Source organism: Methylosinus sp. Sm6 (assembly GCF_019802345.1).
Classification (GTDB): domain Bacteria; phylum Pseudomonadota; class Alphaproteobacteria; order Rhizobiales; family Beijerinckiaceae; genus Methylosinus.
In genome coordinates this window covers 1-25384 of sequence record NZ_JAINDZ010000015.1, presented here as the reverse complement: position 1 = coordinate 25384, position 25384 = coordinate 1, and the positions used below count along the sequence as shown (strand labels likewise).

21 protein-coding genes and 1 tRNA gene are annotated in these 25384 nt (G+C 66.4%); 14 read left to right on the top strand and 8 right to left on the bottom strand.

Features of this window, described 5'->3' with window-relative positions:
* The first annotated feature begins 96 nt into the window (after positions 1-96).
* The 3 genes from K3F48_RS11685 to fumC all read left to right on the top strand — a co-directional run bounded on the left by K3F48_RS11685 (position 97) and on the right by fumC (position 2497).
* Complete coding sequence (locus K3F48_RS11685; protein ID WP_222575621.1) at positions 97-456, top strand: NepR family anti-sigma factor; 360 nt, start codon at positions 97-99, stop codon at positions 454-456.
* Positions 456-1034 carry a sigma-70 family RNA polymerase sigma factor gene (locus K3F48_RS11680; RefSeq protein WP_222575620.1) on the top strand — a complete coding sequence of 193 codons (579 nt, stop codon included), beginning with the start codon at positions 456-458 and terminating at the stop codon, positions 1032-1034. Before K3F48_RS11685 ends, K3F48_RS11680 begins: the two co-directional genes overlap by 1 nt.
* A gap of 65 nt (positions 1035-1099) precedes the next feature.
* The gene (fumC, locus tag K3F48_RS11675; protein WP_222575619.1) at positions 1100-2497 is read left to right on the top strand and encodes a class II fumarate hydratase; all 1398 of its coding nucleotides are present in this window, start codon (positions 1100-1102) and stop codon (positions 2495-2497) included.
* Positions 2498-2542: 45 nt separating this feature from the next.
* Here the strand turns inward: fumC and K3F48_RS11670 are convergent, their stop codons facing one another.
* Positions 2543-4792: a transglycosylase domain-containing protein gene (locus K3F48_RS11670; RefSeq protein WP_222575618.1), complete on the bottom strand. Its 2250-nt coding sequence runs from the start codon at positions 4790-4792 to the stop codon at positions 2543-2545.
* A gap of 113 nt (positions 4793-4905) precedes the next feature.
* Between K3F48_RS11670 and K3F48_RS11665 the strand changes: the two genes are divergently transcribed.
* Both K3F48_RS11665 and K3F48_RS11660 read left to right on the top strand, forming a co-directional pair.
* Positions 4906-5850: a metallophosphoesterase gene (locus K3F48_RS11665; RefSeq protein ID WP_222575617.1), complete on the top strand. Its 945-nt coding sequence runs from the start codon at positions 4906-4908 to the stop codon at positions 5848-5850.
* Between the two features lie 120 nt (positions 5851-5970).
* Positions 5971-6046: transfer RNA gene (locus tag K3F48_RS11660), tRNA-Lys, on the top strand.
* Between the two features lie 42 nt (positions 6047-6088).
* Here the strand turns inward: K3F48_RS11660 and rtcA are convergent.
* A complete protein-coding gene (rtcA, locus tag K3F48_RS11655) occupies positions 6089-7105 on the bottom strand; it encodes an RNA 3'-terminal phosphate cyclase (RefSeq protein WP_222575616.1) in 1017 nt (338 codons plus the stop codon).
* Between the two features lie 7 nt (positions 7106-7112).
* The gene (locus K3F48_RS11650) at positions 7113-8369 is read right to left on the bottom strand and encodes an RtcB family protein (RefSeq protein WP_222575615.1); all 1257 of its coding nucleotides are present in this window, start codon (positions 8367-8369) and stop codon (positions 7113-7115) included.
* A gap of 218 nt (positions 8370-8587) precedes the next feature.
* Between K3F48_RS11650 and rtcR the strand changes: the two genes are divergently transcribed.
* The 4 genes from rtcR to hemH all read left to right on the top strand — a co-directional run bounded on the left by rtcR (position 8588) and on the right by hemH (position 13182).
* Complete coding sequence (gene rtcR / locus K3F48_RS11645; RefSeq protein WP_222575614.1) at positions 8588-10183, top strand: RNA repair transcriptional activator RtcR; 1596 nt, start codon at positions 8588-8590, stop codon at positions 10181-10183.
* 155 nt (positions 10184-10338) lie between these two features.
* Positions 10339-10929, top strand: a complete 591-nt coding sequence (locus K3F48_RS11640; RefSeq protein WP_222575613.1) for a L,D-transpeptidase — start codon at positions 10339-10341, stop codon at positions 10927-10929.
* A gap of 451 nt (positions 10930-11380) precedes the next feature.
* Positions 11381-12193: a 3-methyl-2-oxobutanoate hydroxymethyltransferase gene (panB, locus tag K3F48_RS11635; protein ID WP_222575612.1), complete on the top strand. Its 813-nt coding sequence runs from the start codon at positions 11381-11383 to the stop codon at positions 12191-12193.
* On the top strand, positions 12190-13182 hold the full coding sequence (gene hemH, locus K3F48_RS11630) for a ferrochelatase (protein ID WP_222575611.1): 993 nt from the start codon (positions 12190-12192) through the stop codon (positions 13180-13182). Before panB ends, hemH begins: the two co-directional genes overlap by 4 nt.
* A 5-nt stretch (positions 13183-13187) precedes the next feature.
* Here hemH and K3F48_RS11625 read toward each other — a convergent pair whose 3' ends face one another.
* Positions 13188-13985: a uracil-DNA glycosylase family protein gene (locus K3F48_RS11625; RefSeq protein ID WP_222575610.1), complete on the bottom strand. Its 798-nt coding sequence runs from the start codon at positions 13983-13985 to the stop codon at positions 13188-13190.
* A gap of 161 nt (positions 13986-14146) precedes the next feature.
* Between K3F48_RS11625 and K3F48_RS11620 the strand changes: the two genes are divergently transcribed.
* The 5 genes from K3F48_RS11620 (at position 14147) to K3F48_RS11600 (ending at position 20004) form a co-directional block, all read left to right on the top strand.
* On the top strand, positions 14147-16012 hold the full coding sequence (locus K3F48_RS11620) for an ATP-binding protein (protein ID WP_222575609.1): 1866 nt from the start codon (positions 14147-14149) through the stop codon (positions 16010-16012).
* Positions 16013-16286: 274 nt separating this feature from the next.
* Complete coding sequence (locus K3F48_RS11615) at positions 16287-17036, top strand: ABC transporter ATP-binding protein (protein ID WP_222575608.1); 750 nt, start codon at positions 16287-16289, stop codon at positions 17034-17036.
* Positions 17033-17860: an ABC transporter permease gene (locus tag K3F48_RS11610; protein ID WP_370631405.1), complete on the top strand. Its 828-nt coding sequence runs from the start codon at positions 17033-17035 to the stop codon at positions 17858-17860. Before K3F48_RS11615 ends, K3F48_RS11610 begins: the two co-directional genes overlap by 4 nt.
* Before the next feature lie 19 nt (positions 17861-17879).
* Complete coding sequence (locus K3F48_RS11605; RefSeq protein ID WP_222575607.1) at positions 17880-19313, top strand: deoxyribodipyrimidine photo-lyase; 1434 nt, start codon at positions 17880-17882, stop codon at positions 19311-19313.
* A gap of 37 nt (positions 19314-19350) precedes the next feature.
* Entirely contained in the window at positions 19351-20004 is a 654-nt protein-coding gene (locus K3F48_RS11600) for a hypothetical protein (RefSeq protein WP_222575606.1), read from the top strand.
* A 28-nt stretch (positions 20005-20032) separates the two neighbouring features.
* Here the strand turns inward: K3F48_RS11600 and K3F48_RS11595 are convergent, their stop codons facing one another.
* The 4 genes from K3F48_RS11595 to K3F48_RS11580 all read right to left on the bottom strand — a co-directional run bounded on the left by K3F48_RS11595 (position 20033) and on the right by K3F48_RS11580 (position 24823).
* The gene (locus tag K3F48_RS11595; protein ID WP_222575605.1) at positions 20033-20290 is read right to left on the bottom strand and encodes an acyl carrier protein; all 258 of its coding nucleotides are present in this window, start codon (positions 20288-20290) and stop codon (positions 20033-20035) included.
* Positions 20287-22212, bottom strand: coding sequence for an HAD family hydrolase (locus K3F48_RS11590; protein ID WP_222575604.1), 1926 nt, complete (start codon positions 22210-22212; stop codon positions 20287-20289). The genes K3F48_RS11595 and K3F48_RS11590 overlap by 4 nt, the downstream gene beginning before the upstream one ends.
* Complete coding sequence (locus tag K3F48_RS11585) at positions 22209-23588, bottom strand: lipopolysaccharide assembly protein LapB (protein WP_222575603.1); 1380 nt, start codon at positions 23586-23588, stop codon at positions 22209-22211. Before K3F48_RS11585 ends, K3F48_RS11590 begins: the two co-directional genes overlap by 4 nt.
* 293 nt (positions 23589-23881) lie before the next feature.
* Positions 23882-24823, bottom strand: coding sequence for a hypothetical protein (locus K3F48_RS11580; RefSeq protein WP_222575602.1), 942 nt, complete (start codon positions 24821-24823; stop codon positions 23882-23884).
* Between the last annotated feature and the right edge of the window lie 561 nt (positions 24824-25384).

Sequence of the window (25384 nt, the reverse complement as noted above, 5' to 3'; positions counted from 1 at the left end):
GGTAAAATTAGCGTTGTCGTGGCGTCGGCGCAATGCAGTATGGCGCGGTCGCGTCAGCTCGTCAGGGCATGGACTTATGCAATTCTCGAGGAGCCGATGGGAAAAAGCACCCGCAAAACCATTGCCGCCGCGCTCAGCAATTCCGATAGCCGAGAGGTCGGGGAGGAGATGACGTTTGGTCCGGTGGTCACGCAAGAGGAACAGCTTTCCGCGGCCGACCGCGACGGATTGGTGGCTTTGAACTCCCGCCGCCCGCCGCGTGAGCGGAGCCCGCGCCAGAAATCTAGGCGCGATGACGACAGGAACAAGGTCGGCGCGCAAATCGGCGACCAGCTACGTAATTTATACAAGGATGTGCTCGAGCAGCCTGTGCCCGAGCGGTTTCTCGAGCTCTTGAACAGGCTCGAAGCGGATACGATATCCCCACCGAGCTCGAAAGCGCCCGGGGAGAGATAGTGCCGGAATCCGAGGCGGCGAAAGCCGGGGGCAAGGGAACGAAAGCCGACCTCGTCTCGGCGATCCCGAATCTGCGCGCCTTCGCGGTCTCGCTCTGCGGCAACGCCGACCGCGCCGACGATCTGGTCCAGGAAACGCTGGTCAAGGCCTGGAGCAGCCTCGCCTCCTTCACCGAAGGCACCAATCTCACGGCGTGGCTGTTCACGATTCTCCGCAATATCCACTACAGCGAATTTCGCAAGCGCCGCCGCGAGACGCCCGACCCCGACGGGCTCATCGCCGCGCGGCTCGTGTCCTTGCCGGCGCAGAACGCGCATATGGATTTTCTCGATTTCCGCGCGGCGCTGCAAAAGCTGCCGCTCGACCAGCGCGAGGCGCTGATTCTCGTCGCCGCCTCCGGCCTCTCCTATGAAGAAGCCGCTTCCATCTGCAACTGCGCCCCCGGCACGATGAAGAGCCGGGTCAATCGCGCCCGCAACCGCCTCGCCGACGTTCTTTCGCTCACGAGCGGGGCCGATATCGGCGACGCTTTTTTCCTCGGCGAGCCGACGGCGCTGCCGCGCGCCGGCAATGATTGATAGACAGGCGGAAATGCCGCATAGGGAAGCTCGAGCCTTTCCTCGAGTTCCACGAGCGTAGAGCGATGACCGACCCTTTCCGTATCGAGCGCGACTCCTTCGGCGACATCGAAGTCCCGGCCTCCGCCTATTGGGGCGCGCAGACCGAGCGCTCGCGGCGCAATTTTCCGATCGGGGTCGGCCGCATGCCGATCGAGGTCGTCCATGCGCTGGCGCGGGTGAAGCTCGCCGCCGCCGAGGCCAACGCCGAGAAGGGCCTATTGAAGGCCGAGGTCGCGGCGGCCATCGCCGCCGCCGCCCGCGAGGTGATCGAGGGCAAGCTCGACGAGCAGTTTCCGCTGGTCGTCTGGCAGACCGGCTCCGGCACGCAGTCCAATATGAACGTCAACGAGGTGATCGCCAATCGCGCCAATGAGAGCTTGGGCGCGGGGCGCGGGGCCAAGTCTCCGGTTCACCCCAATGATCACGTCAATCTCGGCCAGTCGTCCAACGACAGCTTTCCGACCGCGATTCACGTCGCCGGCGCCATCGCCATTTCTCGGCGCCTGCTGCCGGCGGTGGAGCGGCTGCACGCTGCGCTGGAAGCGAAGGCGAAGGCTTTCGACCATATCGTCAAGATCGGCCGCACCCATCTGCAGGATGCGACGCCGGTGACGCTCGGCCAGGAGTTTTCGGGCTATGCCGCGCAGGCGCAGTTCGGCGCGCGGCGCATTCGCGAAGGGCTGGCCGATCTCTTCCTGCTCGCCCAGGGCGGCACGGCGGTCGGCACCGGCGTCAACACCTACAAGGGCTTCGCCGAGGCCGTCGCGGCCAGGATCGCGGCGCAGACCGGACTGCCCTTCGTCACCGCGCCGAACAAGTTCGAGGCGCTCGCCGCGCATGACGCCGCGGTGTTCGCCCATGGCGCGCTGAACGCGCTCGCCGCCGGCCTCTACAAGATCGCCTGCGATATTCGTCTGCTCGGCTGCGGTCCGCGCGCCGGCTTCGCCGAGCTGAAGCTGCCGGAGAACGAGCCCGGCTCGTCGATCATGCCGGGCAAGGTCAATCCGACGCAGGTCGAATCGCTGACCATGGTGTGCACGCGCGTCTTCGGCAATCATGCGACGATCACCTTCGCCGCTTCGCAGGGCCATCTCGAGCTCAATGTGCTGAAGCCGGTCATTGCTCTCGCCCTGCTCGAATCGACGATTCTGCTCGCCGACGGAATCGACAGCTTCGTCACGCGCTGCATCGACGGCATCGAGCCGGACGAGGCCAACATTAAGAGCTTCCTCGAGCGCTCGCTGATGCTGGTGACCGCGCTCGCGCCCAGGATCGGCTATGACGCCGCCTCCAAGATCGCCCGCGCCGCCCATCACAATGGCACGACCTTGCGCGAGGAGGCGCTGAAGTCCGGCAAGGTGACCGAGGCCGAGTTCGACGAATTGGTGCGGCCGGAGAAGATGCTCGCGCCGAATGATTGAGGGACAGGGATGCGAGCCTGAAGGCTCGCTCCTTCCTCGCACGTCTCACTCCACCGTGATCTCGACGATGCGCGACGCCTCGGGTCGCATCGGCGCTCGCGCCTGGATGCGGTGTGTCCCCGGACGCATCGGCCAGTAGACCGCCGCGTCGGCCTCGGCGAGCGCGAAGGGCTCGCCGTCGACATACCAGAGGATTTGCCCGACCGAAGGCGTCGCCGAAGCTTTGAGCGCGAGACGGTTCAGCGCCGCCGGCTGCTCGGGGTTTCGCCAGATATGGGTGCGATGCTCGGGCGTCGTGATGGCCAGCGCCGCCGGCTGCGTCGGGCCGGCGGCCAATGCGGGCGCCGCGAGAGCCGCCGCAGGACGCTCGTGCGGCTTCACCCATTCGACCAGCGTCTCGTTGCAGGCGCCGCCATTGGCCCCGCCGGCGAGGCACATTTCGACCGGGATGCGTCCCTCCGGCGCCGGAAAGGAATCCTCGGAAAGATCGCCGGGCTTCGCGCCATGCATATGGGCGAGCACGGCATGGGCGAGCCGCGCGGCGGAGGCGGCGCCGCTCAAGCGGTTCATCACGCCGGCGTCGCCGCGGCCGAGCCACACGCCGACGATCGCCTTGCGCGAGAAAGCAATGGTCCAGGCGTCGCGATAGCCTTGCGAGGTTCCCGTCTTCACCGCCACGGCAAAGGGATATTCGAGCGGCCCATAGCGCGGGAAGCTCGGCAGGCGCGCGAGCGGATCGGCGAGCATGGAGGTGACGAGCCGCGCCGTATCGGTCGACATCACGCGGATGGAGCGGCGCCGCGTCTGCTCTGTCGCGAACACCAGATCGGAGAGCACGCCATCCTCGGCGAGCGCGCCATAAGCGGCGACCAGCCGCTCGAGCCGCGTCGGCAGCGCGCCGATCGCCATGGCGACGCCGAAGGATTCGGCCGGCGCTTCGAGATCATGCAGGCGCAAATCGTGCAGGAAGCGGAAATTGGCCTCGAGCCCGACACGGCGCAGCAGATTGGTCGCCGGCACATTGCGCGAATTGGCGAGCGCCTGGCGCGGCAGCATGGGGCCGAGGAACAGGCCGTCGGCGTTGTCGACGCCGGAGGCGCCTTCGGGAATATCCGAGACGATGTCGGTCGCCCGCAGCGCGTCGCGCTCGAAGGCGAGCGCATAGACGAAGGGCTTCAGCGTCGAGCCGGGCGAGCGCTGCACGCGGGTGAAGTCGATGGCGCCCTCGCGTGGATCGCGATAATCGGAGGAGCCGACATCGGCGAGCACGGCGCCGGTCCCGCGCTCGACCACCATCACCGCGGCCTGCCTTGCGCCGGCGCCGCGCCAGAGCGAGAGATAGCGCCGCGCGAGCGCTGCGACCCGCTCCTGCAGCGACAGATCGATGCTCGCATGAATGCGCGGATCGTCTTTCGAGCGCGCCATGATCGCGCCGTCGCCGATCAGCGACTCATAGCGCAAGGCGAGATGCAGCGCGTCCAGCCGCCGCGCCGCGCCGATGGGACGCAGCGTCGCGAGCTGACGTTCGGCGAGCGCAACTTGCGCGGCGTCGACGGCGCCTTCTTCGCGCAAATGCGCAAGGGCTCGCGCCGCGCGCGCCCGCGCGAGCGTGAGGCCGTGCTCGCGGAACAGATTCATCCGTCCCGGCGATTGCGGCACGGCGGCGAGCAATGCGATCTCGGCGAGCGAGAGGTCCTCGACCGGCTTGTCGAAATAAAACCGCGCGGCGTGAGCGACGCCATGGCTGCCATTGCCGTAAGGGGCGAGGCGCAGATAATGGGCGAGCACGGCCTCATGGCCATGACGCGAGATCAGCGCCAGCGCGGTCGCCGCCTCCATGAGCTTGGCGCCGAAGCTGCGCGGCGCCGGCGCCTGCATGCGCGCGACCTGCATGGCGATGGTCGAGGCGCCCTCGCGCCGTCCGCGCCCGGAGACGTTGCGCCACGCGGCGCGCAGCACGGCGCGCGCCTCGACGCCGGGATGGGAGAAGAAGCGCCGATCCTCGAGCGCCAGCGTCGCCAGAGCGACGCGCGCGGGAATGGCGCGCAGCGGCCAATAGCCATGCTCCGCGCCTGCGCCGATCTGCGCGAGGAAAGCGCCATTGCGGTCATAGACGATCGGCGTCGGCTCGGGCGCGACGAGCGGCGCGGGCAGGAAGAGCCCGGACGCGCAGAGCGCGACGACGCCGAAGAAAAGGCAGAGAAGCAGGCGCTCCCTCCTTCTCCCGCGCGCGGGAGCAGCCAGCCCCGCGGAGCGGGGCCAGATGACGGCTCTCGCGGCTCTCGGCGTCCTCATCCGGCCCGTCGCCTTCGCTGCGCGCGGGACAGGGCGATGCGAACATTCTTCATCTCGCGCGGCCTGATGTGCGATGAGTCGCGTCGGGGCGTCCCGAGGAGACCGACCGACCGATGACCGACGATGACATTCAGCGCTGGCTCGAGGCGCGCCTCGGGCCGCAGCGCGCCCGCGAGCGGCTCGCCGTGGAACGCGAGCACGAGGCGCAGGCGTTCGGACAGGGCCTCAATTTCTTCCATATCGAGAATGTCGCCTATTCGCCGCGCGTCATTCGCGCCGCCCTCGCTCTCGCCGGGCTCTACCGCCGCGGCCGCGGCAACGCCGAAAAGGTCGCGCTGCGGGAGAACCTCGTCGTCTCGGCGAGTTTGCCGGCGGCCTTCGACGACTTCACGATCCTACATCTCAGCGATCTGCATGTCGATCTCAACCCCGGCGCAATGGCGCGCGCGCGCGCTCTGATCGAGGAGCTGCGCTATGATCTCTGCGTGCTGACCGGCGATTATCGCGGCGCGACCAAGGGGCCCTTCGAGGCGGCGCTCGCCGGGCTCGCCACGCTGCGCGAGGCGATCGCGGCGCCGATCCTCGCCGTGCTCGGCAATCACGACACGATCCGCATGGCGCCTGGGCTCGAGGCGATGGGCATGAGCGTGCTGCTCAACGAGCGGCAGGAGATCGAGCGCGGTGGCGCGCGCATTCTCGTGGCGGGCGTGGACGACCCGCATTTCTTTCGCGCCGACGACATCGGCCGCGCCCTCGCCGGCGCGCCGCGCGCGGAGTTCTCGATCCTGCTGTCGCATACGCCCGAGATTTACGCCCGCGCCGCCGAAGCCGGCGTCGATCTGCTGCTGGCCGGCCACACGCATGGCGGCCAGATCTGCCTGCCGGGCGGCGCGCCCGTGACGCTCGACTCGGCGCTGCCGCGCGCCTTCGGCGCGGGCGCCTGGCGCCATGGCGGGATGCAGGGCTACACCTCGGTCGGCGCCGGCTCCTCGGTCGTGCCGGTCCGCTTCAATTGTCCGCCCGAGATCACCCTGCACCGGCTGCGCAAGGCGGACTGAGCCGCCCGCCGCCGCCGCCCGGTCGGCGCGATTTTTTTCGCCGGCGGCATTTTTTTCGCTGACGGCTGGACATGCCCAAATCGATTTGTTATGTCCGCGCCTCGTTCGCACCACGCGAACGGGCGCATAGCTCAGTTGGTAGAGCAGCTGACTCTTAATCAGCGGGTCCAAGGTTCGAGCCCTTGTGCGCCCACCAATAAGCAGACGCGGCCGAAGGGCGGCGAGGCTGCCGGCCGACCTACCGAATCTGCGCCCGCCAGCCGCCGCTTCCGAGATCGGCGATCGTGATCCTCTCGCCGAGGAACGCCTCGACGATCGCCATATTCGTCAGCATATGCCGCGAGGGCGCGCAGGTGACGAAGGAGCCGCCCGCGCCGAGCGCCATCGGCACGAGCAGTTGATCCGCGAGATGCGCGCCGACCGGATGCTCGCCGCGAAGATAGGACGCGACTTGCGCAGCGCATTCCTCGGCGACCTGCTCGGCGCTCGCGCCGATGCGGCCGAAGGCGGAGCAGACCTCGGTCACATGCTCATAGGCGAGCGTGGCGACGAGAATATTGCCGGGTCCCGTCGCGCGCCTCTCCGTCATCGGACGCACGCTCTCCTGCGGCCAATCCAACAGAGCGCATAGCGTCTCCGCCTCGCGGCAGGCGATCGATTCGGCGAGATTGGCGACGATCGCTCGCGCCCGGCGCTCGACCGTCGCGCCGCGCTCCGCGATGTCGATCCGACGCTTCTCTCCCGAGGCGCCGATTTCGACCCTGATCTCGCCGCCGCCGGCAGGATAGAAGCCGGGGCGCGTCAAAGTCGCCGTGACGTCATAGCCCATGCGTCGCAGCTGCGGCACAAAGGCGCGATCGATGAATTCGAAGGGCGGCGCCGCGAGATTATGGGTCCCGCCGCGAATGGCGACACGCGAGGGCGCGCCAGCGAGCACCAGCGGAACGAGCACGGCTTGAAGCACGAGGCTGGTCGAGCCCGCGGAGCCGATATCGAAGACATAATCGCCCGGCCGCACGGCGCCGGGCGCGAAGGTCAAGCGCGTCGAGCCGACCTCGTCGCCCGTCGCCTTCGCGCCGCAGATCTGCTTGGCCGCCCTCACGGCGGCGAGGTGCTGCCGCATCAGGCCCGGCTTGGCGCGGCCGGCGCGAATCCTGTCGATGACGAAGGGTTTCCCCGTCGCCATCGACAGGCCGAGCGCCGAGCGCAGGATTTGGCCGCCGCCCTCGCCGAGGGCGCCGTCGATCGTGATCATCGCGGCCTCACCCTTTCACGCAGACGAGCTGACGCAACGTGTGCACGATCTCGACGAGATCGGCCTGCGCCGCCATCACGGCGTCGATATCCTTGTAAGCCTTCGGCGTCTCGTCGATCACATCGGCGTCCTTGCGGCATTCGACGCCCGCGGTCGCCGCGACATGATCCTCGACCGTGAAGCGACGCTTCGCCTCGGCGCGCGACATCACGCGCCCGGCCCCATGCGAGCAGGAGCAGAAGCTCTCGACATTGCCCTTGCCGCGCACGATGAAGGACTTCGCCCCCATCGAGCCGGGGATGATCCCCATCACGCCCGCGGCCGCCCGCACGGCGCCCTTGCGCGTCACCAGCACATTCTCGCCGAAGTGATGCTCGCGCGCGACATAGTTATGATGGCAGTTCACCGCCTCGAGACGCGCCTCGAAGGGCTTGGCGATCACCTTGTGCGCGGCCTCGACGGCGTGGCGCATCATCACCTCGCGATTGGCCATGGCGAAGGACTGCGCCCAGTCCACCGCCTCGACATAATCGTCGAAGCCTTGCGTTCCCTCCGGCAGATAAGCGAGATCCTTGTCCGGCAGATTGATGAAGTAGCGGCGCATCTCCTCTCTGGCGCGCTCGATGAAATAAGAGCCGATGGCGTTGCCGACGCCGCGCGAGCCCGAATGCAGCATGAGCCACACGCGATCCTCCTGATCGAGACAGAGCTCGATGAAATGATTGCCCGTGCCGAGCGTGCCGAGATGATTGGCGGTGTTGGCCTTGGCGAGCTTTTGATGCTTGTCGACGATGCGCGTAAATCCCGCCTCGAGCGCGGACCAGGCCTGCGCCGTCGCCTCGGGCAATTCGCTCCAGGCGCCGGTGTCGCGCTTGTCGTGTCCGACGCTGCGGCCATGCGGCACGGCCTTTTCCAGCTCCGCGCGCAAGCCCGCCAGATTGTCGGGCAGGTCCGCTGCCGAGAGCGAGGTGCGCGCCGCCATCATGCCGCAGCCGAGATCGACGCCGACAGCCGCGGGAATGATCGCGCCCTTGGTCGGGATCACCGAGCCGATGGTCGAGCCCTTGCCGTAATGAACATCGGGCATCACCGCGAGCCATTTGTAGATGAAGGGCATGCGCGCCGTGTCGAGCAGCTGCTGCTTCGACGCCTCGTCCACCGGCACGCCCCGCGTCCACATTTTTATCGGCGCCGCATCCTGCGCCCTGGCGGCGTCGAAGGCCTCCGCGAGAAAATCATAAGAGCGATCGGCGGTCGTCTGCATCGGTCATTCCTCGTTTTGAAAGCGCTCCTCGCGGACTGTCGCTGGTCCCGTGACGGAGGCTCCATGGCGACGGGCGTGCCAGAGCGTCCGCATCGGCGACGTCATCGTACAACACACTGTTTTGAAGCGTGAAAAATTTCGGCCGGCGCAAGATTGCGCGATTGCCGCGCGCTCAATGCCGATATAAAAATATCGTCTTTAGATTTTAGGATAGACTCATGGCGCGGCCCCGGGTGGTGATCGGCTTCCTCGGCACGACGATGGACGCCGGCAAGGACAATCGCTGGGAGCGCTGGCGTCCGACCGTGGCGCTCTGCCAGCATGAAGATTTTCTGGTCGACCGGCTGGAGCTCCTTCACGACGATCACGCCGCATCGCTCGCCGAGCGCGTCGCGCGCGACATCGCGCAGGTCTCGCCGGAAACGAAGGTCCGCGCGCATATTTTGAACTTTTCAGACCCCTGGGATTTTCAGGAGGTCTATGGCGCCATGCGCGACTTCGCCGACGCCTTTCCTTTCGACACGGAGAAGGAGGATTATCTCGTCAACATCACCACGGGCACGCATGTCGCGCAGATCTGCTGGTTCCTGCTCGTCGAGGCGCATTACGTTCCGGCAAAAATCCTGCAGCTGACGCCGCCCAAGCGCTGGCGCGACGGCGGAGCCGGCAAATACGACATCATCGATCTCGATCTCGCGCGCTACGACAAGATTGCGACGCGCTTCGCCGCGGAGAAGGCGGAGGCGACGTCTTTCCTCAAATCGGGCATCTCCACGCGCAACGAGGCGTTCAATCGGATGATCGAGCGCATCGAGCAGGTCGCGGCCCTCTCCAAGGCGCCGCTGCTGCTCACGGGTCCGACGGGAGCCGGCAAATCGCGGCTCGCGAGCCGCATCTATGAATTGAAGAAGACGCGCCATCGCCTCAGAGGTCCCTTTGTCGAAGTGAATTGCGCGACGCTGCGCGGCGACGGCGCGATGTCGGCGCTGTTCGGCCATGCGAAGGGCGCCTTCACCGGCGCGCTCGCCGATCGGCCCGGCCTGCTGCGCAAGGCGGATGGCGGGATTCTCTTTCTCGACGAGATCGGCGAGCTCGGCCTCGACGAGCAGGCGATGATCCTGCGCGCCATAGAAGAGAAGCGTTTCCTGCCGCTCGGCGCCGACAAGGAAGCGATGAGCGATTTCCAGCTCATCGTCGGCACCAATCGCGACCTTTCGCTCGACGTCGCCAAAGGGAAATTCCGCGAGGATTTGCTGGCGCGTCTCGATCTCTGGACCTTCGAGCTGCCGGCGCTGAAGGACCGTCGCGAGGACATAGAGCCCAATCTCGATTTCGAGCTGACGCGCTTTTCCGAGCGCGAAGGCGCCCGCGCGACCTTCAATCGCGAAGCGCGAGAGCGCTATCTCGCCTTCGCGCGCTCCGACCGCGCGCTCTGGCGCGGGAATTTCCGTGATCTCGGCGCCTCGGTGACGCGCATGGCCACCTTGGCGCCGGCGCGCCGCATCACCGAGGACATCGTCGTCGAAGAGATCGCGCGGCTGGAGAGATCATGGTCGCGCGGCGGCGCGGAGGGACCGGAGGCCTTGCTGCGCCAATTCTTCGACGAGGACGCGCTCGCCGGCGTCGATCTTTTCGATCGCGTTCAGCTCGCGGCCGTGGTGCGGGTCTGCCGCGCGCATTCCTCCCTCAGCGCCGCCGGCCGCGCGCTGTTTTCGGCCTCTCGCGCGCAACGCTCGAGCGTCAATGACGCCGATCGATTGCGCAAATATCTCGCGCGCTTCGAGCTCGATTGGAAAGCAATCACGACGACATAGGCTGCAGGGACGGGCTCCGGTCCGGAATTCGCCACATGCGCCGCATCCGCCGCCGCCGCATCGATGATCGGCTCGGAAGGAGCCCGCTCCCTATCCCCACTTCGGCCGCATTCCCCGCCGACAACCGCCCTCCACCGTTCACGAGGGAAGTCTTCATGACCTCGACCGACCGGGCGCGCATCGCCGGCGCCCTCGCTCTTCTCTTTGCCCTCGCTCTTCTCCTCTCCCCTGCCGCGCCGGCGGCTGCGAACCCCTTCGATCGTGGGCCGGTCGCCGATTTCATCAATCAGTTCCGTATCCAGTCCATCCCGCGTCAGACCGTCCTCTGGAAGCATCCGGAATTTCCACGGGGCTCGGTGGTCGTCTCCACCAAGGAGCGGCGGCTCTATTACGTGCTGAGCCGGACGCGGGCCATCGAATATGGCGTCGGCGTCGGGCGCGAGGGGTTCGAATGGGCGGGGATCAAGACCATCACCGCCAAGCGCGAATGGCCCGATTGGCGCCCGCCCGCGACCATGCTGAAGCGCCGGCCGGATCTGCCCCGCCATATGGAGGGCGGCATGGACAATCCGCTCGGGGCGCGGGCGATGTATCTGGGCTCCAGCCAATATCGCATCCACGGCTCCAACGAGCCGGATACGATGGGCGCCGCCGTCTCCTCCGGCTGCATCCGCATGACCAACGCCGATGCGGTCGACCTCTATGACCGGGTGAAGGTCGGGACCAAGGTGTTCGTGCTGCGGTGAGGGGCCGGGTGAAGCTTTCCCTCGCTGAGGCGCTCCATTCCAGGACGATCGGGTGAAGGACAGAAATCCCGAACCTCGTCCTGAGCCGCCGCAGGCGGCGTCTCGAAGGACGGCCTCAGTGCGAAATCAAAGCCTTCTCCCCGCTGCCGTCCTTGCCCGCTTCGCGAGCGCCTCAGGACCAGGGCATAGGTGTATATTCCCTTATCCGATCGCCTTGCGCTTCCTTCTCGCGCTGTTAATCGTCCCTTGCTAAAATGCCTCCGCGATGGGGTCGCGGGGAGTGCGGGTCTTGCGTAGGTTCCTTGTTCCGGCGGTCTTGGCCGCGGCGTTTGCGCTGCTTTCCGGTTGCGACAAATGCAGCTATGAGCTTCAGGACATCCGCCTGCCCATGCCGCCGCACGCCTGCTCGCGCTGAAGCAGCGGGCGCGGGCGGCGCAGCCCACGGAAGCCCATGTCCAGAGCGCAAGCATATCGCCTCATGAAAGCGCGCGGCGAGAAAATCGTCGTGCTCACTGCCTATGACGCGCCGACCGCCAGGGACGAGGCCGAGGCCGGCGTCGACATCATCATGGTCGGCGACAGCGTCGGCACGAATGTGCTCGGCTATGCGAGCGAGCGCGAGGTGACGCTCGCCGACATGGCTCATCACATCGCCGCCGTGCGCCGCGGCGCGCCCGGCGCCTATATCATCGGCGATCTTCCCTACGCGACCTATGACACGCCCGAACAGGCGCAGGAGAGCGCCGCGCGTCTCGCCGCGGCCGGCGCCGATTGCGTGAAATTCGAGGGCGCGCGGCTCGACATCGTGCGCGCGCTGAAGGACGGCGGGCATGACGTGTGCTGCCACGTCGGGCTCGAGTCGCAGCATCAAGCGGCCAAGCGCCGGCAGGGCAAGACCGCGCAGACGGCGCGCAAGCTGCTCGACGACGCGGTGGCGCTCGATGAAGCGGGGCAGGATTTCCTCGTGCTGGAGCTCATTCCGCGCGAGCTCGCCGCGCGCATCACCGAGACCCTGCACGCCCCGACCATCGGCATCGGCGCCGGCGCGCAATGCGACGGGCAGGTGCTCGTCCTGCATGATCTCGCGGCGCTCGGACGGCGCGAGTACAAGCATAACCGCCGCTATGGCGAGATCGGCGCGGCGCTGCGCGGCGCCGTCGCCGCTTATGCGCGCGACGTGCGCGAAGGGCGCTTTCCGGCGCAGGAGCATGGCTTCTCGCTGGCGCCCGAAGAGCTCGCCGCATTCGAGAAGGGCTTTTCATGAGCGATACGCCCGTCGGCGCGCTGCTCGTCAATCTGGGCACTCCGCGCGGCGCCGATTACTGGTCCGTGCGGCGCTATTTGCGCGAGTTCCTGTCCGATCGCCGCGTCGTCGATCTGCCGCCGCTGATGTGGCGGCCGCTGCTCGAGACATTGGTGCTGACCGTTCGTCCGCTGCGCTCGGCGCGCGCCTATCGCGCGGTGTGGAACGACGAGCGCGACGAAGGCCCGCTGAAGACGATCACGCGCGCGCAGGCGGAACGGCTCGCCGCGCGACTTTCTCCGCAGGGCGTCGTCGTCGATTTCGCCATGCGCTACGCCGGGCCGTCGATCGGCGAGCGGCTGCATTCGCTATGCGCGCAAGGGTGCGAGCGCATTGTCGTGCTGCCGGCCTATCCGCAATATGCGGCCTCCACCAACGCCTCCGTCGCCGACGAAGCCTTTCGCGTGCTGATGACGATGCGCGCGCAGCCGGCGCTGCGCATCGCCGCGCCTTTCTATGACGATCCCGCCTATATCGACGCGCTCGCGACCTCGGCGCGCGCCGCGCTCGCGGCGCTCGAATTCGAGCCCGAGGTTCTCGTCGCCTCCTTTCACGGACTGCCGCAGGCGCAGATCGATCGCGGCGATCCTTATCGGCGCCATTGCGAGACGACTTTCGAATTGCTGCGCACAGCGCTCTGTCTACCGCCGGAGCGGATGCGGCTCACCTTTCAATCGCGCTTCGGCCGCGCGCAATGGACCGGGCCTTATACGGCGAGCCTGGTGCGAGAGCTGGCCGACAGCGGCGTGAAGCGCATCGCTCTGCTGACGCCGGGCTTCGTCGCCGATTGCCTCGAAACTATGGAGGAGATCGGCGTCGAGCTGCGCCATTCGTTCCTCGCGGCGGGCGGCGAGAAATTCGCCCGGCTCCCGTGTCTCAACGACAGCCATGACGGGATCTCTGCGCTGGAGTCGATTCTGCGGCGCGAGCTTGCGGGCTGGCTGGGATAGAGCCTTCAGCTGAGCGCTGCGGCGACGGCGCGCAGCTCGCGCCAGGCGCGGCGTTTCAGCGCCGGCGTCTTCAGCAGGCCGTCGAGCGAGGGCGCGAGCAGCGCGCGCGGCCGCGCTGCGCCGGCGTCATAATCGAACCATTGGCCGCGCAGCTTCGCCACATCGGTCGCGCCGAGCGCCGCGCGGGCGGCGTAGTCGCCGAGCAGCAGCAGGATTTTCGGAGCCGCCAGCTCCACATGCCGGCGCAGGAAGGGCTGCAGCGCCGCCGCCTCACCCGCGTTCAGCTCGCGCGCGCCGGGCGGGCGCCAGGGCGTCGCATAAGCGAGATAGGCGCTGGATCGGTCGCGCCCGATCGCCTTCAGCATATTGTCCAGGAGCCGCGCCTCTTTGCCGGCGAAGGCCGCGCCCGAGCGCTCGTCCTCCTCGCCGGGCGCGAAATCGAGCGTCATCAGCGGAGCGCCGGGCGCGCCGGCCGAGAACAGAAAATGCGCCGCCGCCGCCTTCAGCTGCGCGCAGCCGTCGAAATCGGCGAGCCGCGCGCGCAGCGTCTCGAGATCGCCGGCGCCGGCCGCGGCCTCGCGCGCCTCTCGCGCCGCTTCCTCGGGAAACACCGGCGCTCCGGCGCCGCGCCGGGCGGGCGTCGGGGCGACCGCGAGCGGCTCGCGGCGCGGCGCGGAAGGGGCCGCGGGCGGGGGCGACGCGGCGCTCTCGGCGAAACGGTCGTGCGGCGTCTCGTCGACGGCGATGTCGACGCCGACCGCGACATACCAGTCGAGCAGCGCCGCGAGGTTCTCCCTGTCCATGGCCGCGAGTGTGGCGAGGAGGCGGGCGCTGTCAAGCGCGCCAGCGATACGACGATTTTTAATTTTAGAAAATGGATTGTTGCCTCGAGACAAGACCTAGGATTTGTGTCGCTTGTGGTGATCTACCATGTATGATAGGGCGCTGACCCTGGGGCGTGACTATGATCTCCGCAAAAAGCGCCACGGCGCTCATTCAAGAACTAAACGAGACGGACGAAACAGAGCACCTCGAAGCTAAGGAGATTTCAGGCGCTGATGTCGGAAAGTCGTTTTACGAAACAGTCTGCGCCTTAAGCAACGAGCCAGATCTGGGCGGGGGCACGATTTTACTAGGGATTGAGAAAGAGCAGGCACTGTTCCCGCTCTACAGCGTGTCTGGCGTTTCTGGACCCGACAAGATCGCTTCTGACATCGCGTCAGGTTGCACGACAATTTTCAACATTCCTGTCCGCGTGGATATCTCGCAAGAGAAAGTCGGAGAGAAGATCGTCGTAAAGGTCGACGTCCCGGAGCTACAGCGCAATCAGAAGCCTCTCTACTTCAAGAGCCAAGGGCTTCCTCGAGGGGCGTTTCGCCGAAACGGACCAACAGACGTCCGTTGCACTGACGAGGATTTACTCGCATTTTTTCACAACAAGACACATGAGCCTTACGACTCCTGCATCGTTGCTGATGCCGTTTATGACGATTTGGATGAATTGGCGATCGGGGCCTACAGGCGCGCGAGAGCAGAAGTTAACAGGCTGGCGGAGGAACTAACTTGGACAGACGAGGACATGTTATACGCTCTAGGAGCTATAAAAAGGTCTAATGAATCGGTTAGGGTCACGGTAACAGGACTTGTTATGTTTGGCAAGCAGGCCGCGTTGCGTCGATTGTTTCCTAGTAATAGAGTTGATTACGTAAGAATACCCGGAAATGCATGGGTTTCTGACCCTGAAAGGGTTTTTGAGTCTGTTGACATGCGTGGGCCAGTGCTTACGCTACTCCCGCGCGTCATTGCGGCGATAATTGACGACCTGCCAAAAGCGTTTGGCATTGATGAAAATGGCTCCGGGCAGCGGACAGAGCTTCCAGTCATTCCTTATCGGGTGATACGCGAAGCCGTTGTGAACTCGCTGATGCACAGGAGTTACCAGATAGCCCAACCGATTCAAATCATCAGGTACTCAAATCGCATTGAGATTAAAAACCCCGGATACTCTCTCAAATCGCAGGAACGGTTCGACGAACCGGGTTCGCTGATCCGCAACCCCCATATTGCTGAAATCTTGCATGAAACCCGCTTCGCCGAGACAAAAGGCAGCGGTATCCGCGTCATGAGAAAGTATATGGCGAATAGCGGATTATCATCTCCAACGTTTGATTCCGACCGAGATAATGACGAATTTAGAGCTATATTCCTACTACACCACTTTCTTAATGAAAATGACTGGGAATGGCTTTCGCAATTTAAGTCTATGGACTTAACAGAAGACCAAATGAGAGCTCTTATATTTATGCGAGAAGTTGGGGCTATCGATAATTCGACCTACAGAAGCCTTACGCAGTCCGACACGCTAGGCGCCAGTAAGAGCCTCAGGCATCTGAGATCGTTGTATCTCATATCGGATAGGGGCAGCGGAGCGAGGACGTACTATGTGCCTGGGCGTTCATTTCCAGCTCAAGGGGCCGCTAACATGGATGCTAGCATGGATGTTAGTGGACATAAGATGTATGGTAAGAGTGGGGACAGGCTAGCTTTGGCTTCCGATCTACCCCCGGAGCTTAGGCTCCGCGTCCAGGCAATTGGTAAGAGACTGGAACCCGAAAAGGCTCGAGCACTTATTATCGATTTATGCCGGTGGCGGCCGTTGTCAGCGGAAGAGATCGCCTCATTTATCAGGAAAACAACATCCTACGTTTCTCAGAAGTATCTCTATGGGATGGTGCGCGATGGGCGACTAGTCTATCTTTACCCGGAAATGGTCAAACATCCGGGCCAAAAATACCGGGTGGCTGACAATCACAACGAACAGGCAGTTTGAATTGCTAACCGCGGCTGATGCGACTAAGTCCATAAAGTTGCATGTTTTTATCTCCCAAGAGGAGGCGCGCCGCATCGACCATGCAGAGTTCAATGCCTCAGCTACGGTGCTGATCACAGGCAAGAGTGACGCCATTCATTCTTTCTGATTTTGTTACCAGAGCCTAGCAGTCTGACAATTCCGGCTTTCCGCCTTCGGCTTGGTCACGCGACGCGAAGATTGCATTTCTCCGCCCGCTTTCGCATAAGGGCGCGCTCCTCGGCGAGGTCCTTTCATGGCGTCATCCACCCCCGCTCTGCGCGTCACGGGCCTCTCCAAATCCTATGGCGCGACCGTCGCCGTGCATCCTTCGAGCTTCGCGCTTCCCGCCGGCTCGGTGACCGGGCTGCTCGGCGGCAATGGCGCCGGCAAGACCACCACCATCGGCATGATCATGGGGCTCATCGCGCCGACGGCCGGCTCCATCGAAATTTTCGGCCGTGACTTTTTGAAGGACCGCTACTCTGCGCTCGGCCGCATGAATTTCGAGAGTCCTTATGTCGACATGCCGCATCGCCTGACGGTGCGGCAGAATCTCGCCGTGTTCGCGCGCCTCTATGGCGTCGCCGACGTAGAGGCCAAGATCGCCGGGCTCGCCGAGAGCCTCGCGCTGACCGAATTCCTCGATCGCCCGAGCGGAAAGCTCTCCGCCGGGCAGAAGACGCGCGTCGCGCTCGCCAAGGCGCTGATCAATGATCCGGAGCTGCTGCTGCTCGACGAGCCGACCGCCTCGCTCGATCCCGACACCGCCGATTGGGTGCGCTCGCGCCTCGAGGATCATCGCCTGAGGCGCAATTGCACGATCCTGCTCGCCTCGCACAATATGGCCGAGGTCGAGCGCCTCTGCGACCGCGTGCTGATGCTGAAGGCAGGCCGGCTCGTCGACGACGCCGCGCCCGCCGAGCTGCTCGCCCGCTACGGCCGCACCAATCTCGAGGAGGTGTTCCTCGATGTCGCGCGCGGGCGCGCGGGAGCGGCGTCATGATGCGCGAGCAGAGCTTCTCGCTGCGGCGCGTCGGCGCGATGACCTTGCGCTATTCCTATCTCTTGCGCTCGTCCTATCCGCGCATGCTGGAGATGATGTATTGGCCGCTGGTGCAGATGCTCACCTGGGGCTTTCTGCAGGCCTATCTGATCGGCCGGCCGGGCGGGCTCGCCGGGGCGGACGCCACGGCGATCGGCGCGGGCTCGCTCATCGGCGCCGTGCTGCTTTGGGACATTTTGCTGCGCGGACAGCAGGGCTTCTCCTTCTCCTTCCTCGAGGAGCTGTGGGCGCGCAACATCCCCAATCTGTTCATGAGCCCGCTGCGGCCGACGGAATTCGTCGTCTCGATGATGACGATGAGCCTGATGCGGCTCGTCGTCGGCATGGTTCCGGTGACGCTGCTGGCGATCTGGTTCTTCGGCTTCAATCTCTGGGCGCTCGGCCTCGCCTTCGGGGCCTTCTTCGCCATATTGATCCTGTTCGCCTGGAGCGTCGGACTGTTCGTCGCCGGCCTCCTGCTGCGCTACGGCCTCGGCGCGGAGAATCTGGTCTGGTCGCTGATGTTCGTCATCCAGCCGCTCGGCTGCGTCTATTATCCGGTCGCCGTGCTGCCCGCATGGGTGCAGCCGATCTCATGGGCGCTGCCGCCGACCTATGTGTTCGAAGGGCTGCGCAGCGTGCTGATCGATCACGCGCTGCGCGCCGATCTGATGGCGATGGGGCTGGCGCTGGACGCGGTTCTGTTCGCGCTCGCCTGGTGGTCGTTCTCGCGCCTGCTGGAGAGCGCGCGCGAGGCCGGCAGCCTGCTGCAGACGGGCGAATAGACACGGCGCGGGACCGGCGATGACAGAGGCGCCGGCGATCCTGTGGTTCCGCCGCGATCTGCGCCTTGCCGATAATCTCGCGCTCGCGGCGGCGGCCGATACAGGCGCGCCGGTCGTCGCTCTGTTCATCTTGGACGAAACCGATGATCCTTCGCTCGGCGGCGCCGCGCGCTGGTGGCTGCATCACAGCCTCGCCTCGCTCGGCGCCGATCTTTCGCGGCTCGGCGTTGCGCTCACGCTGCGGCGCGGGCCGGCGGCGGCGGCTCTCGCGCGCATCGTCGAGGAGACCGGCGCGCGACGCGTCTTCTGGAGCCGCGTCTATGAGCCGGCCGCGTTGCGGCTCGACGCCGAAATCGAAGCGATGCTGCGCCGGCGCGCGGTCGCAGCGGCGAGCTTTCCCGGCGCGCTATTGTTCGAGCCCGGCGAGATTCGCTCGGCCGAAGGGCGCGCGTTCCGCGTCTTCGCGCCCTTCTGGCGCAGGGCTGTCGCCGCCCTCGCGCCCGGGGCGCCCGTGCGCGCGCCGGCCGCGCTGCGCGCCGCGTCCGCGCCGCCGAGCGAGAGCCTCGACGACCTCGGCCTGACGCCGCGCAAGCCCGATTGGGCCGGCGGTCTGCGCGAAGCCTGGCGGCCGGGCGAGAGGGGAGCGCGAGCGCGGCTCGACGAATTCATGGAGGAGGGCGCGCGCGGCTATGCGGCGGCGCGCGATTTTCCCGCGCGCGAGGGCGTCTCGCGGCTCTCGCCGCATCTGCATTGGGGCGAGATCGGTCCGCGGCAGGTCTGGCGCGCGATCGCACGCGCCGACGCGCCGCGGAGCGACATCGCCGTCTTTTTGCGCGAGCTCGGCTGGCGCGACTTCTGCCATCACATTCTGCTCGCCTATCCGGGCCTGCCGGACACGCCGCTCGACCAAGCCTTCACGCGCTTTCCCTGGGCGCAGGACGACGCGGCCTTGCGCGCCTGGACGCGCGGAGCGACCGGCTATCCCTTCGTCGACGCCGGCATGCGCCAGCTCTGGCTCACGGGCTGGATGCACAATCGCCTGCGCATGGTCGCCGCCTCCTTCCTCGTCAAGCATCTGCTGCTGGACTGGCGCGACGGCGAGCGCTGGTTCTTCGACACTCTCGTCGACGCCGATCTCGCGAGCAACGCCTTCAACTGGCAATGGTCCGCCGGCTGCGGCGCCGACGCCGCGCCCTGGTTCCGCATCTTCAATCCCGTGGCGCAGGGCGAGAAATTCGATCCGGAGGGGGCCTTCGTGCGCCGCTTTGTTCCCGAGCTGGCGCGGCTCGACGCCAAATTCATTCATGCGCCTTGGACTGCGCCGGAACACAGGCTGCGCGACGCCGGCGTGCGGCTCGGCGAGACCTATCCGCTCCCGATCGTCGATCATGCGGCGGCGCGCCGCCGCGCGCTCGACGCCTTCGACTCTTGCCGTGGCGCGCGCCGCGACTAGTTCCCGAGCGAGGGTTTTGAAGCTCGAGGAGAGTCCCATGTCACTGACGCTCAGAGAGGCCGCCTCCATAGACACCGGCTACGCCTATGGCGGCGCGGCGGACGCGATCGGCGGCGTCGCCACATTGGTGCTCGCGATCTGCGGCCTCGCCGGCATCAATCCGCCGCTGATGGCGGTGATCGCGACGATCGTGTTCGGCGCGGCTCTGCTGATTCACAGCGCTTCGCTGCGCGCGCATTATAGCCAGGCCAGTCTCCCGACGGGCCGCACGGAGGGCTTTTCCGGCGACGGCGGCGGCGCCTTCTCCGGCATATTTCTGGCGGGCGCGGCGGGCGTGGTGCTCGGCGTGCTCGCGCTGCTCGGCGTCGAATCCGCCGTGCTCGCGCCCGCCGCGGCGATCGCCTATGGCGCCGCGCTGATGCTCGGCGCCGCCACCACGCGGCGTCTGCGCGCGCTGCGCCATGTGATGACGGGGGCAGCCGGCGACATGGCCTGGGGCTCCGCCAATATTCAGGCGCTCGGCGGATTGGCGGCGATCGTGCTCGGCGTGCTCGCGGTGCTCGGCAACAACGTGAATGATCTCCTGCTCGATCTCATCGCGCTGCTCACGCTCGCGGTGGCGATCATTCTGACCGGAAGCACGTTCAACGCGGCGATGATGGGCGCGGCGCGGAGCTGGACGCGGCTCTGACGCCGCCGCGGCGGGCGGCCCGCGCTGCTCAGGCGGCGCCGGGCAGCCGGCCCCTCTGCGCGACAATGCGCGCGAGATCGCCGAGATTGCGCAGGTCGTCCAGCTCGGCGGAGGTGAACTTCATGGCGAAACGCTCCTCGGTCGCCATGACGATCTCGATCTGCTTGAACGAATCCCAGCCGGCGACGTCGCGCGCCGAGAGCGTCGCCGACAGCGCGACGTCTCTCATGAACACATCCGCGAAGATGACGGCGAGTTCGTCATAGATGGCGCTGTCGGGGATCATTCGCGCCCCGCGCAGATTCGGATCGCGGTCGCGCGCGGAGAAAATGCGCCGAGAGCGAGCGCGCTCGTCGATTCCGCCTCGCTCTCGCCGAGGAGCGCGAAGCCGAGACGCTCGTAATGGCGCTCGACCATCGCGTTTCGCGCCGTGCGCAGAAAGACGCCGATGATCTCGCGCGCGCCCGCCCGCTTCGCTTGCTCGACGACCACATTCAACGCCGCCTCCTCCACTCGCCGGCCGAGCACGCGGCAGCTCATCAGCCAAGTATCGATTTGTATTCTGTCGCTCTGCATCGCGCCCTCCGAGCCCGCGCGGAGAATGATCACCGAAACGAGGCCATTGTCGCCGAAACGATCGAGCAGGCGAAACTGCAGCACGAGGCTCGACGGCTCCGCCATGATCGCGCGCAGCTCGGGCTCGCCATAGCGGCGCGTGGTCAAATTGAATTGATTGGTCTTGTTGATCAGCTGAACGACGCGCGGCAGAGAGGCCTCGTCGACCTCGCCCCAGACGAGGCGCATGTCGAGACTCTCGAGATAAGCGGCGAGATCCGTGGCGGAGGCGCCGTCAGCCGGCGGCCGACGCGCCGGATCATAATGGCTCGCGCGGGCGAAATCCTCATCCGTCAGCGCGACGCTCTCGAAATATCCCGAGTCTGCGAGGCAGGCGACATAGTTTTCCGGCTCGGCCGGCAATTCCGGAACGGCGACCATCGGCAATTCGCGACGCACGAGCGCGCGCTCGAACGGATTGTCGTCGACGAAGACGAGCGCGTCGAGGCCGATGTTCAGCACGCGCGCGATCTCGCGCAAATTCGTGGCCTTGTCGTTCCAATTGGCGGTGAAGCAGCCGAAATCCGCGAGCTTCAGCACCATCTCCGGATTGGTCTCGAAAGGCGAGCGCGCCACGGCTTCGTCGTTCTTCGAGCACACGGCGAGGATGACGCCGCGTCGGCGCAGCTCCTGCGCATATTTCTGCACGGCGACGAAGGCCTCGCCCCGCGCGCTGCCTTGGCCGACGACGACGCCGGAAGCGCCATCGTCGCCCACGACGCCGCCCCATAGCGTGTTGTCGAGATCGAGCACGCAGCATTTGGCGACGCGGCCGCGGCGCGCGGCGATGAGACGCGCGACCAGCTCGCCATACATCGGCGCCGCGGTCAGCGTGATCTCCTGCTTCGCCTTGAGCCAATAGGCGCGACTGTGCCAAGCGGCGAGGCCGTCGATCACGATGCGGGCGTCGACGCCGACGAGATCGACGCCATGCGCGTCGCAGGCTTCGCGCAGGCGATGATTGGCCGCGGCGATGAAGGCGGCGGCGGAGCCGGGATGGCGGTGCTCGTTGGAGCCGATGAGCGCCGGCGCGCGCGGCACGATGGCCTGCTGCATGAGCGTGCAGCCGAAGCGCTCGCGCGCGAGCCGCCACAGCTCGGCGAGATCGTGGAGGAAGCGCGCAAGATGTTCCGCAGCCTGCTCGCGGCTGCGGCAGGCGCCGACGCTCGCCGCGACATGATCGGCGTCGAGCGCGAAGAGAACCGAAGTCGGCGCGAAGCCGTGCAGCGGCGATGCGCGATCGACGAGCTCCTGGCGATAGAGGCCATAGGAATTCTCGTAGAGATCGAGCCACAGCCCGCGGCGGAGGGCGGCCATTTTGATGGCCGGGAGGAGATGCGTCGTCGTGGATGAGGAGAGCAGCGCCAGCCGCTCCGGCGTCGTGGCCAGCGCCTCGACCGGCGCGGCGGGAAAGACGTCGCCGACGGCCGAGGCCAACATATTGGTCAGCTGGAAATTCAGCCGGTGATCGGCGAGCGCGGACGCCAGCGAGAGAGCCGCGGCGTCGCCGCGCATGCGGGCAAGATCGCGGACGCGCGCGCGCCAATCATCGGCGGGGCTCGCGAGCCAGTAGAGCTCGGCGCCGCCGCTCATGCGGACGCCCCGAGCGCGGCGGCCGGCTCGGCGAGCGCGGCCGCGCCTCTCAATCTCGCTGTCGCGCGACAGATGTCCAGCCACTCGTCGAAGGGAACGTTCCACTCGCCTCTCGCATTGGAGCCGGGCCGCGAGAGATAGCCGACGAACAATCGCGGACGCGCCTCGATCACGCGCCCGGCCTCGCCTCGCGGGAAGCCCGCGGACGGCGCGCCGATCGGGCGCACATGCAGAAGCGCGACGTCGCCGCATGAAGCGAGCGCCGAATGCAGCATCAGCAATTGCTCGAAACGCAGCGTGCTCGAGGAGAAGACGAAAGTCTTGCGGCCTTCGGCGAGATCGGCCAACAGCTTGTCCTTCAAGAAGGCGACGCGGCGACAGAGCTTGGGATGCAGGCGCTCGGCGTCCTCGCTCCATTTGTAGATGAATGTGTGCATGGCGAGGCCCCAACGCCGATCCTCGATGAAATACTCGCCGTTGGGGTGGGTGGTGAGCGCGGTGCGCCCGGGCGCGCCCATGCCGTCGAAGCGATTGGCCGCCGCTTCGATCAAGCCGCCGATCTCGACCCGATTGAAACGCAGCAGGCCGAGCGGCTCGGCGCCGAAGCGGCGCTGCACGAGGCCGAGCTCGCAATTGTGTCCGAGACTCTCGAACGAGAGCAGCAGCGTGCGGGCGTCCTCGTTCTCGACCACGTCGATGTGAACGGGAGCCGCGATCTCGTGTCGGGAATCGTTCTGCTCGGCGCGCTCGAGCGCAAGGTTGTGCTCGGCGAGGCCCGAATGCTCCCAGCCGTACGCATCACCGGGGCGAAGACGCGAATACTCCCGCCAGAGGGTCAGCGCCCGATCCCACTGCTCCCGGCGCATCGCCAGCTGCGCTTCGGTCGAGAACGCGGCGGGGCTGTCGGGGAAGCGCTTGCGAATGAGGCGCAGCGCTTCCTCGAGCCGATCGTCGCGCCCCAGCACGAAGGCCGCGAGCGCATAGGTCTCGAGATAGATCGCGCCGCAGTCGCGTCGATGGATGATCTTCTCCCAGAACTCCAATGCGCGCGGCCAATCGAAGCGCGATTGAGCGAGGGCGGCCGCTTCCGCGATCACCGAGCTATTGTTCGGGAACCGCTCCAGAGCGCGCTCGACCAGCTGCTGGGCGTGATCATAGCGCTGCAGAGCGCGATTGCAGGCAATGGCGCCGCAATGGACGGAGGGCTCGAAAGGCCAATGGTCGCGCGCGGCCTCGAACTGCGCGAGCGCCTCCTCGAGCCGGCCCGCGGCGATCGCCTTCAGCGCCGCAGCCTTGCGCGCCTCGAGGTCGCGCTTGTCGCCACGAAGGGAGGCCGCCGCCATCGCGAGCGCGGCGACGATGTTCGGGATCCGCATCAGCGGCCGTCCGGGCAGGCGACGGGGACGCGGCCTCGATGTGGGAAACGCCATCGGCGTGTGGGCATGGGAGCGGTCCTCGCGTCGAAATCAATCGCGCCTTCCCGCCGGCGCGATCAGCGAGCGGAGGCTGAAATAATTTCGCCCGCAGAATAAACTCCGGCGACGGCGATGGTCAATCGACCGCTGCGCTCGCGCCAGCGCGAGCCTCCAGCCTCGCTCTCGCGCGCGTTCGGATCGATCGACGCGCGCCATGACGGCGGTCGGGCGATTCCCGGGTGGATCGTAGAGGTTCACATCGGCGGCGCCGAGCCCCGCATTCGCGCCGTCGCGCGACAGACGCCCAGCCATTCGTCGAAGGGAATGTTCCACTCGCCTCTCGCATTATTGCCGTAGCGGCTCACGAAGCCGACGAACAGGCGCGGCCGGATCTCGATCGCCTCCCCTGCCTTCCCTCCTTCGAGGCCGGCGGCGCGCGCGCCGATCGGGCGCACATGCAGCAGCGCAATGTCGCCGAATCCGGACAAGGCCGCATGCAGCATCAGCAGTTCGTCGAGCTGCAGCGCGCTCGAGGAGAAGACGAAAATCTTGCGGCCTTCGGCGAGATCGGCCAGCAGCTTGTCCTTCAAGAAGACGACGCGGCGGCAGAGCTTCGCATGCAGGCGCTCGGCGTCCTCGCAGCCTTCATAGAGGAAAGTGTGCATGGCGAGGCCCCATCGACGATCGCGAATGAAATACTCGCCTTTCGAGGTTCCGAGCGCGGTGTGCTCGGGCTCGCCCATGCCGTCGAAGCGATGCGCGAGGGCCTCGACGAGCCCGCCGACCTGCACCGAGTTGAACCGCAGCAGGCCGAGCGGCTCGGCGCCGAAGCGGCGCTGCACGAGGCCGAACTCGCAATCGAACCCCATGCTCTCGAAACCGAGCATCAGCTTGCGCGCGTCGTCGTCCTCGACCACGTCGATCTGCGCGCGATCGACCTGGTCGATCTCGGGCTCCACGCCGCCGCGCTCAAGAAGCGCGAGCCGCCGGCCCTGCGAGGCGGAGCCATATCCTTGCCATCCCGCCGCATCCTCCGGATCGAGGCGCATATGTTCCCGCCACAGATCCAGCGCCCGATCCCAATCCTCCCGCCGCGTCGCGAGCATCGCCTCGGCGGCGATGCGCAGAGGGCTCTGCGGAAAACGCGCGTCGAGCAGCGCGATCGCCTCCTCCAGCCGATCGTCGCGGCCGAGCACGAACAGTGCGTGGACGTACAGCGCGCGGGTGCAGGTGATGGCGCCGCAATAGCCGACGGTCTCGCCCGGTCAGCGCTCGCGCATGGTTTCCCACAGCGCGAGCGCCTCATCGAGCCGGCCGTCCGTCGTCGCCTGGAGCGCCGAGGCCTTGCAGGCCGCAAAGGCGCGCTTGTCGCTCACGAGGAAGACCGCAGCCCTCTCGATCAGCGGCCGCCCGCGTGCGAAAAATCATCACGGCGTCGCGGCATGGCGCGCCAATGACGTGTCGGCATGAATATGTCCTCGCGCCCTCCCGCCGGCGAGACGATCGAGCTCCAGGGTCGGGGAGCGTTTCAATCGGCGCAATCGCGGGGAGCGATGAAAATGTTCTCGCATGGTCAGAATTAGTCCCCGCGTCGGCGACGGTCAATCCACTGCTGCGCTCACGCACGGCTTCGAATCCAGGTTAACAAATTCCGTGCAACCGCGTCATGCCCGCGCTTGTCGCACGGCTGTCCGGCACAAAAATTGGTTGTACAAGCGCATGACATTGATTCTAATCCGGTCCTGAGTTTGGCGACT

Coding starts and splice junctions, on each gene's coding strand:
- K3F48_RS11685 (WP_222575621.1), top strand. CDS start 97: ATGGGAAAAAGCACCCGCAAAACCATTGCCGCCGCGCTCAGCAATTCC.
- fumC (WP_222575619.1), top strand. CDS start 1,100: ATGACCGACCCTTTCCGTATCGAGCGCGACTCCTTCGGCGACATCGAA.
- K3F48_RS11670 (WP_222575618.1), bottom strand. CDS start 4,792: ATGAGGACGCCGAGAGCCGCGAGAGCCGTCATCTGGCCCCGCTCCGCG.
- K3F48_RS11665 (WP_222575617.1), top strand. CDS start 4,906: ATGACCGACGATGACATTCAGCGCTGGCTCGAGGCGCGCCTCGGGCCG.
- rtcA (WP_222575616.1), bottom strand. CDS start 7,105: ATGATCACGATCGACGGCGCCCTCGGCGAGGGCGGCGGCCAAATCCTG.
- K3F48_RS11650 (WP_222575615.1), bottom strand. CDS start 8,369: ATGCAGACGACCGCCGATCGCTCTTATGATTTTCTCGCGGAGGCCTTC.
- rtcR (WP_222575614.1), top strand. CDS start 8,588: ATGGCGCGGCCCCGGGTGGTGATCGGCTTCCTCGGCACGACGATGGAC.
- K3F48_RS11640 (WP_222575613.1), top strand. CDS start 10,339: ATGACCTCGACCGACCGGGCGCGCATCGCCGGCGCCCTCGCTCTTCTC.
- panB (WP_222575612.1), top strand. CDS start 11,381: ATGTCCAGAGCGCAAGCATATCGCCTCATGAAAGCGCGCGGCGAGAAA.
- hemH (WP_222575611.1), top strand. CDS start 12,190: ATGAGCGATACGCCCGTCGGCGCGCTGCTCGTCAATCTGGGCACTCCG.
- K3F48_RS11625 (WP_222575610.1), bottom strand. CDS start 13,985: ATGGACAGGGAGAACCTCGCGGCGCTGCTCGACTGGTATGTCGCGGTC.
- K3F48_RS11620 (WP_222575609.1), top strand. CDS start 14,147: ATGATCTCCGCAAAAAGCGCCACGGCGCTCATTCAAGAACTAAACGAG.
- K3F48_RS11615 (WP_222575608.1), top strand. CDS start 16,287: ATGGCGTCATCCACCCCCGCTCTGCGCGTCACGGGCCTCTCCAAATCC.
- K3F48_RS11610 (WP_370631405.1), top strand. CDS start 17,033: ATGATGCGCGAGCAGAGCTTCTCGCTGCGGCGCGTCGGCGCGATGACC.
- K3F48_RS11605 (WP_222575607.1), top strand. CDS start 17,880: ATGACAGAGGCGCCGGCGATCCTGTGGTTCCGCCGCGATCTGCGCCTT.
- K3F48_RS11600 (WP_222575606.1), top strand. CDS start 19,351: ATGTCACTGACGCTCAGAGAGGCCGCCTCCATAGACACCGGCTACGCC.
- K3F48_RS11595 (WP_222575605.1), bottom strand. CDS start 20,290: ATGATCCCCGACAGCGCCATCTATGACGAACTCGCCGTCATCTTCGCG.
- K3F48_RS11590 (WP_222575604.1), bottom strand. CDS start 22,212: ATGAGCGGCGGCGCCGAGCTCTACTGGCTCGCGAGCCCCGCCGATGAT.
- K3F48_RS11585 (WP_222575603.1), bottom strand. CDS start 23,588: ATGCGGATCCCGAACATCGTCGCCGCGCTCGCGATGGCGGCGGCCTCC.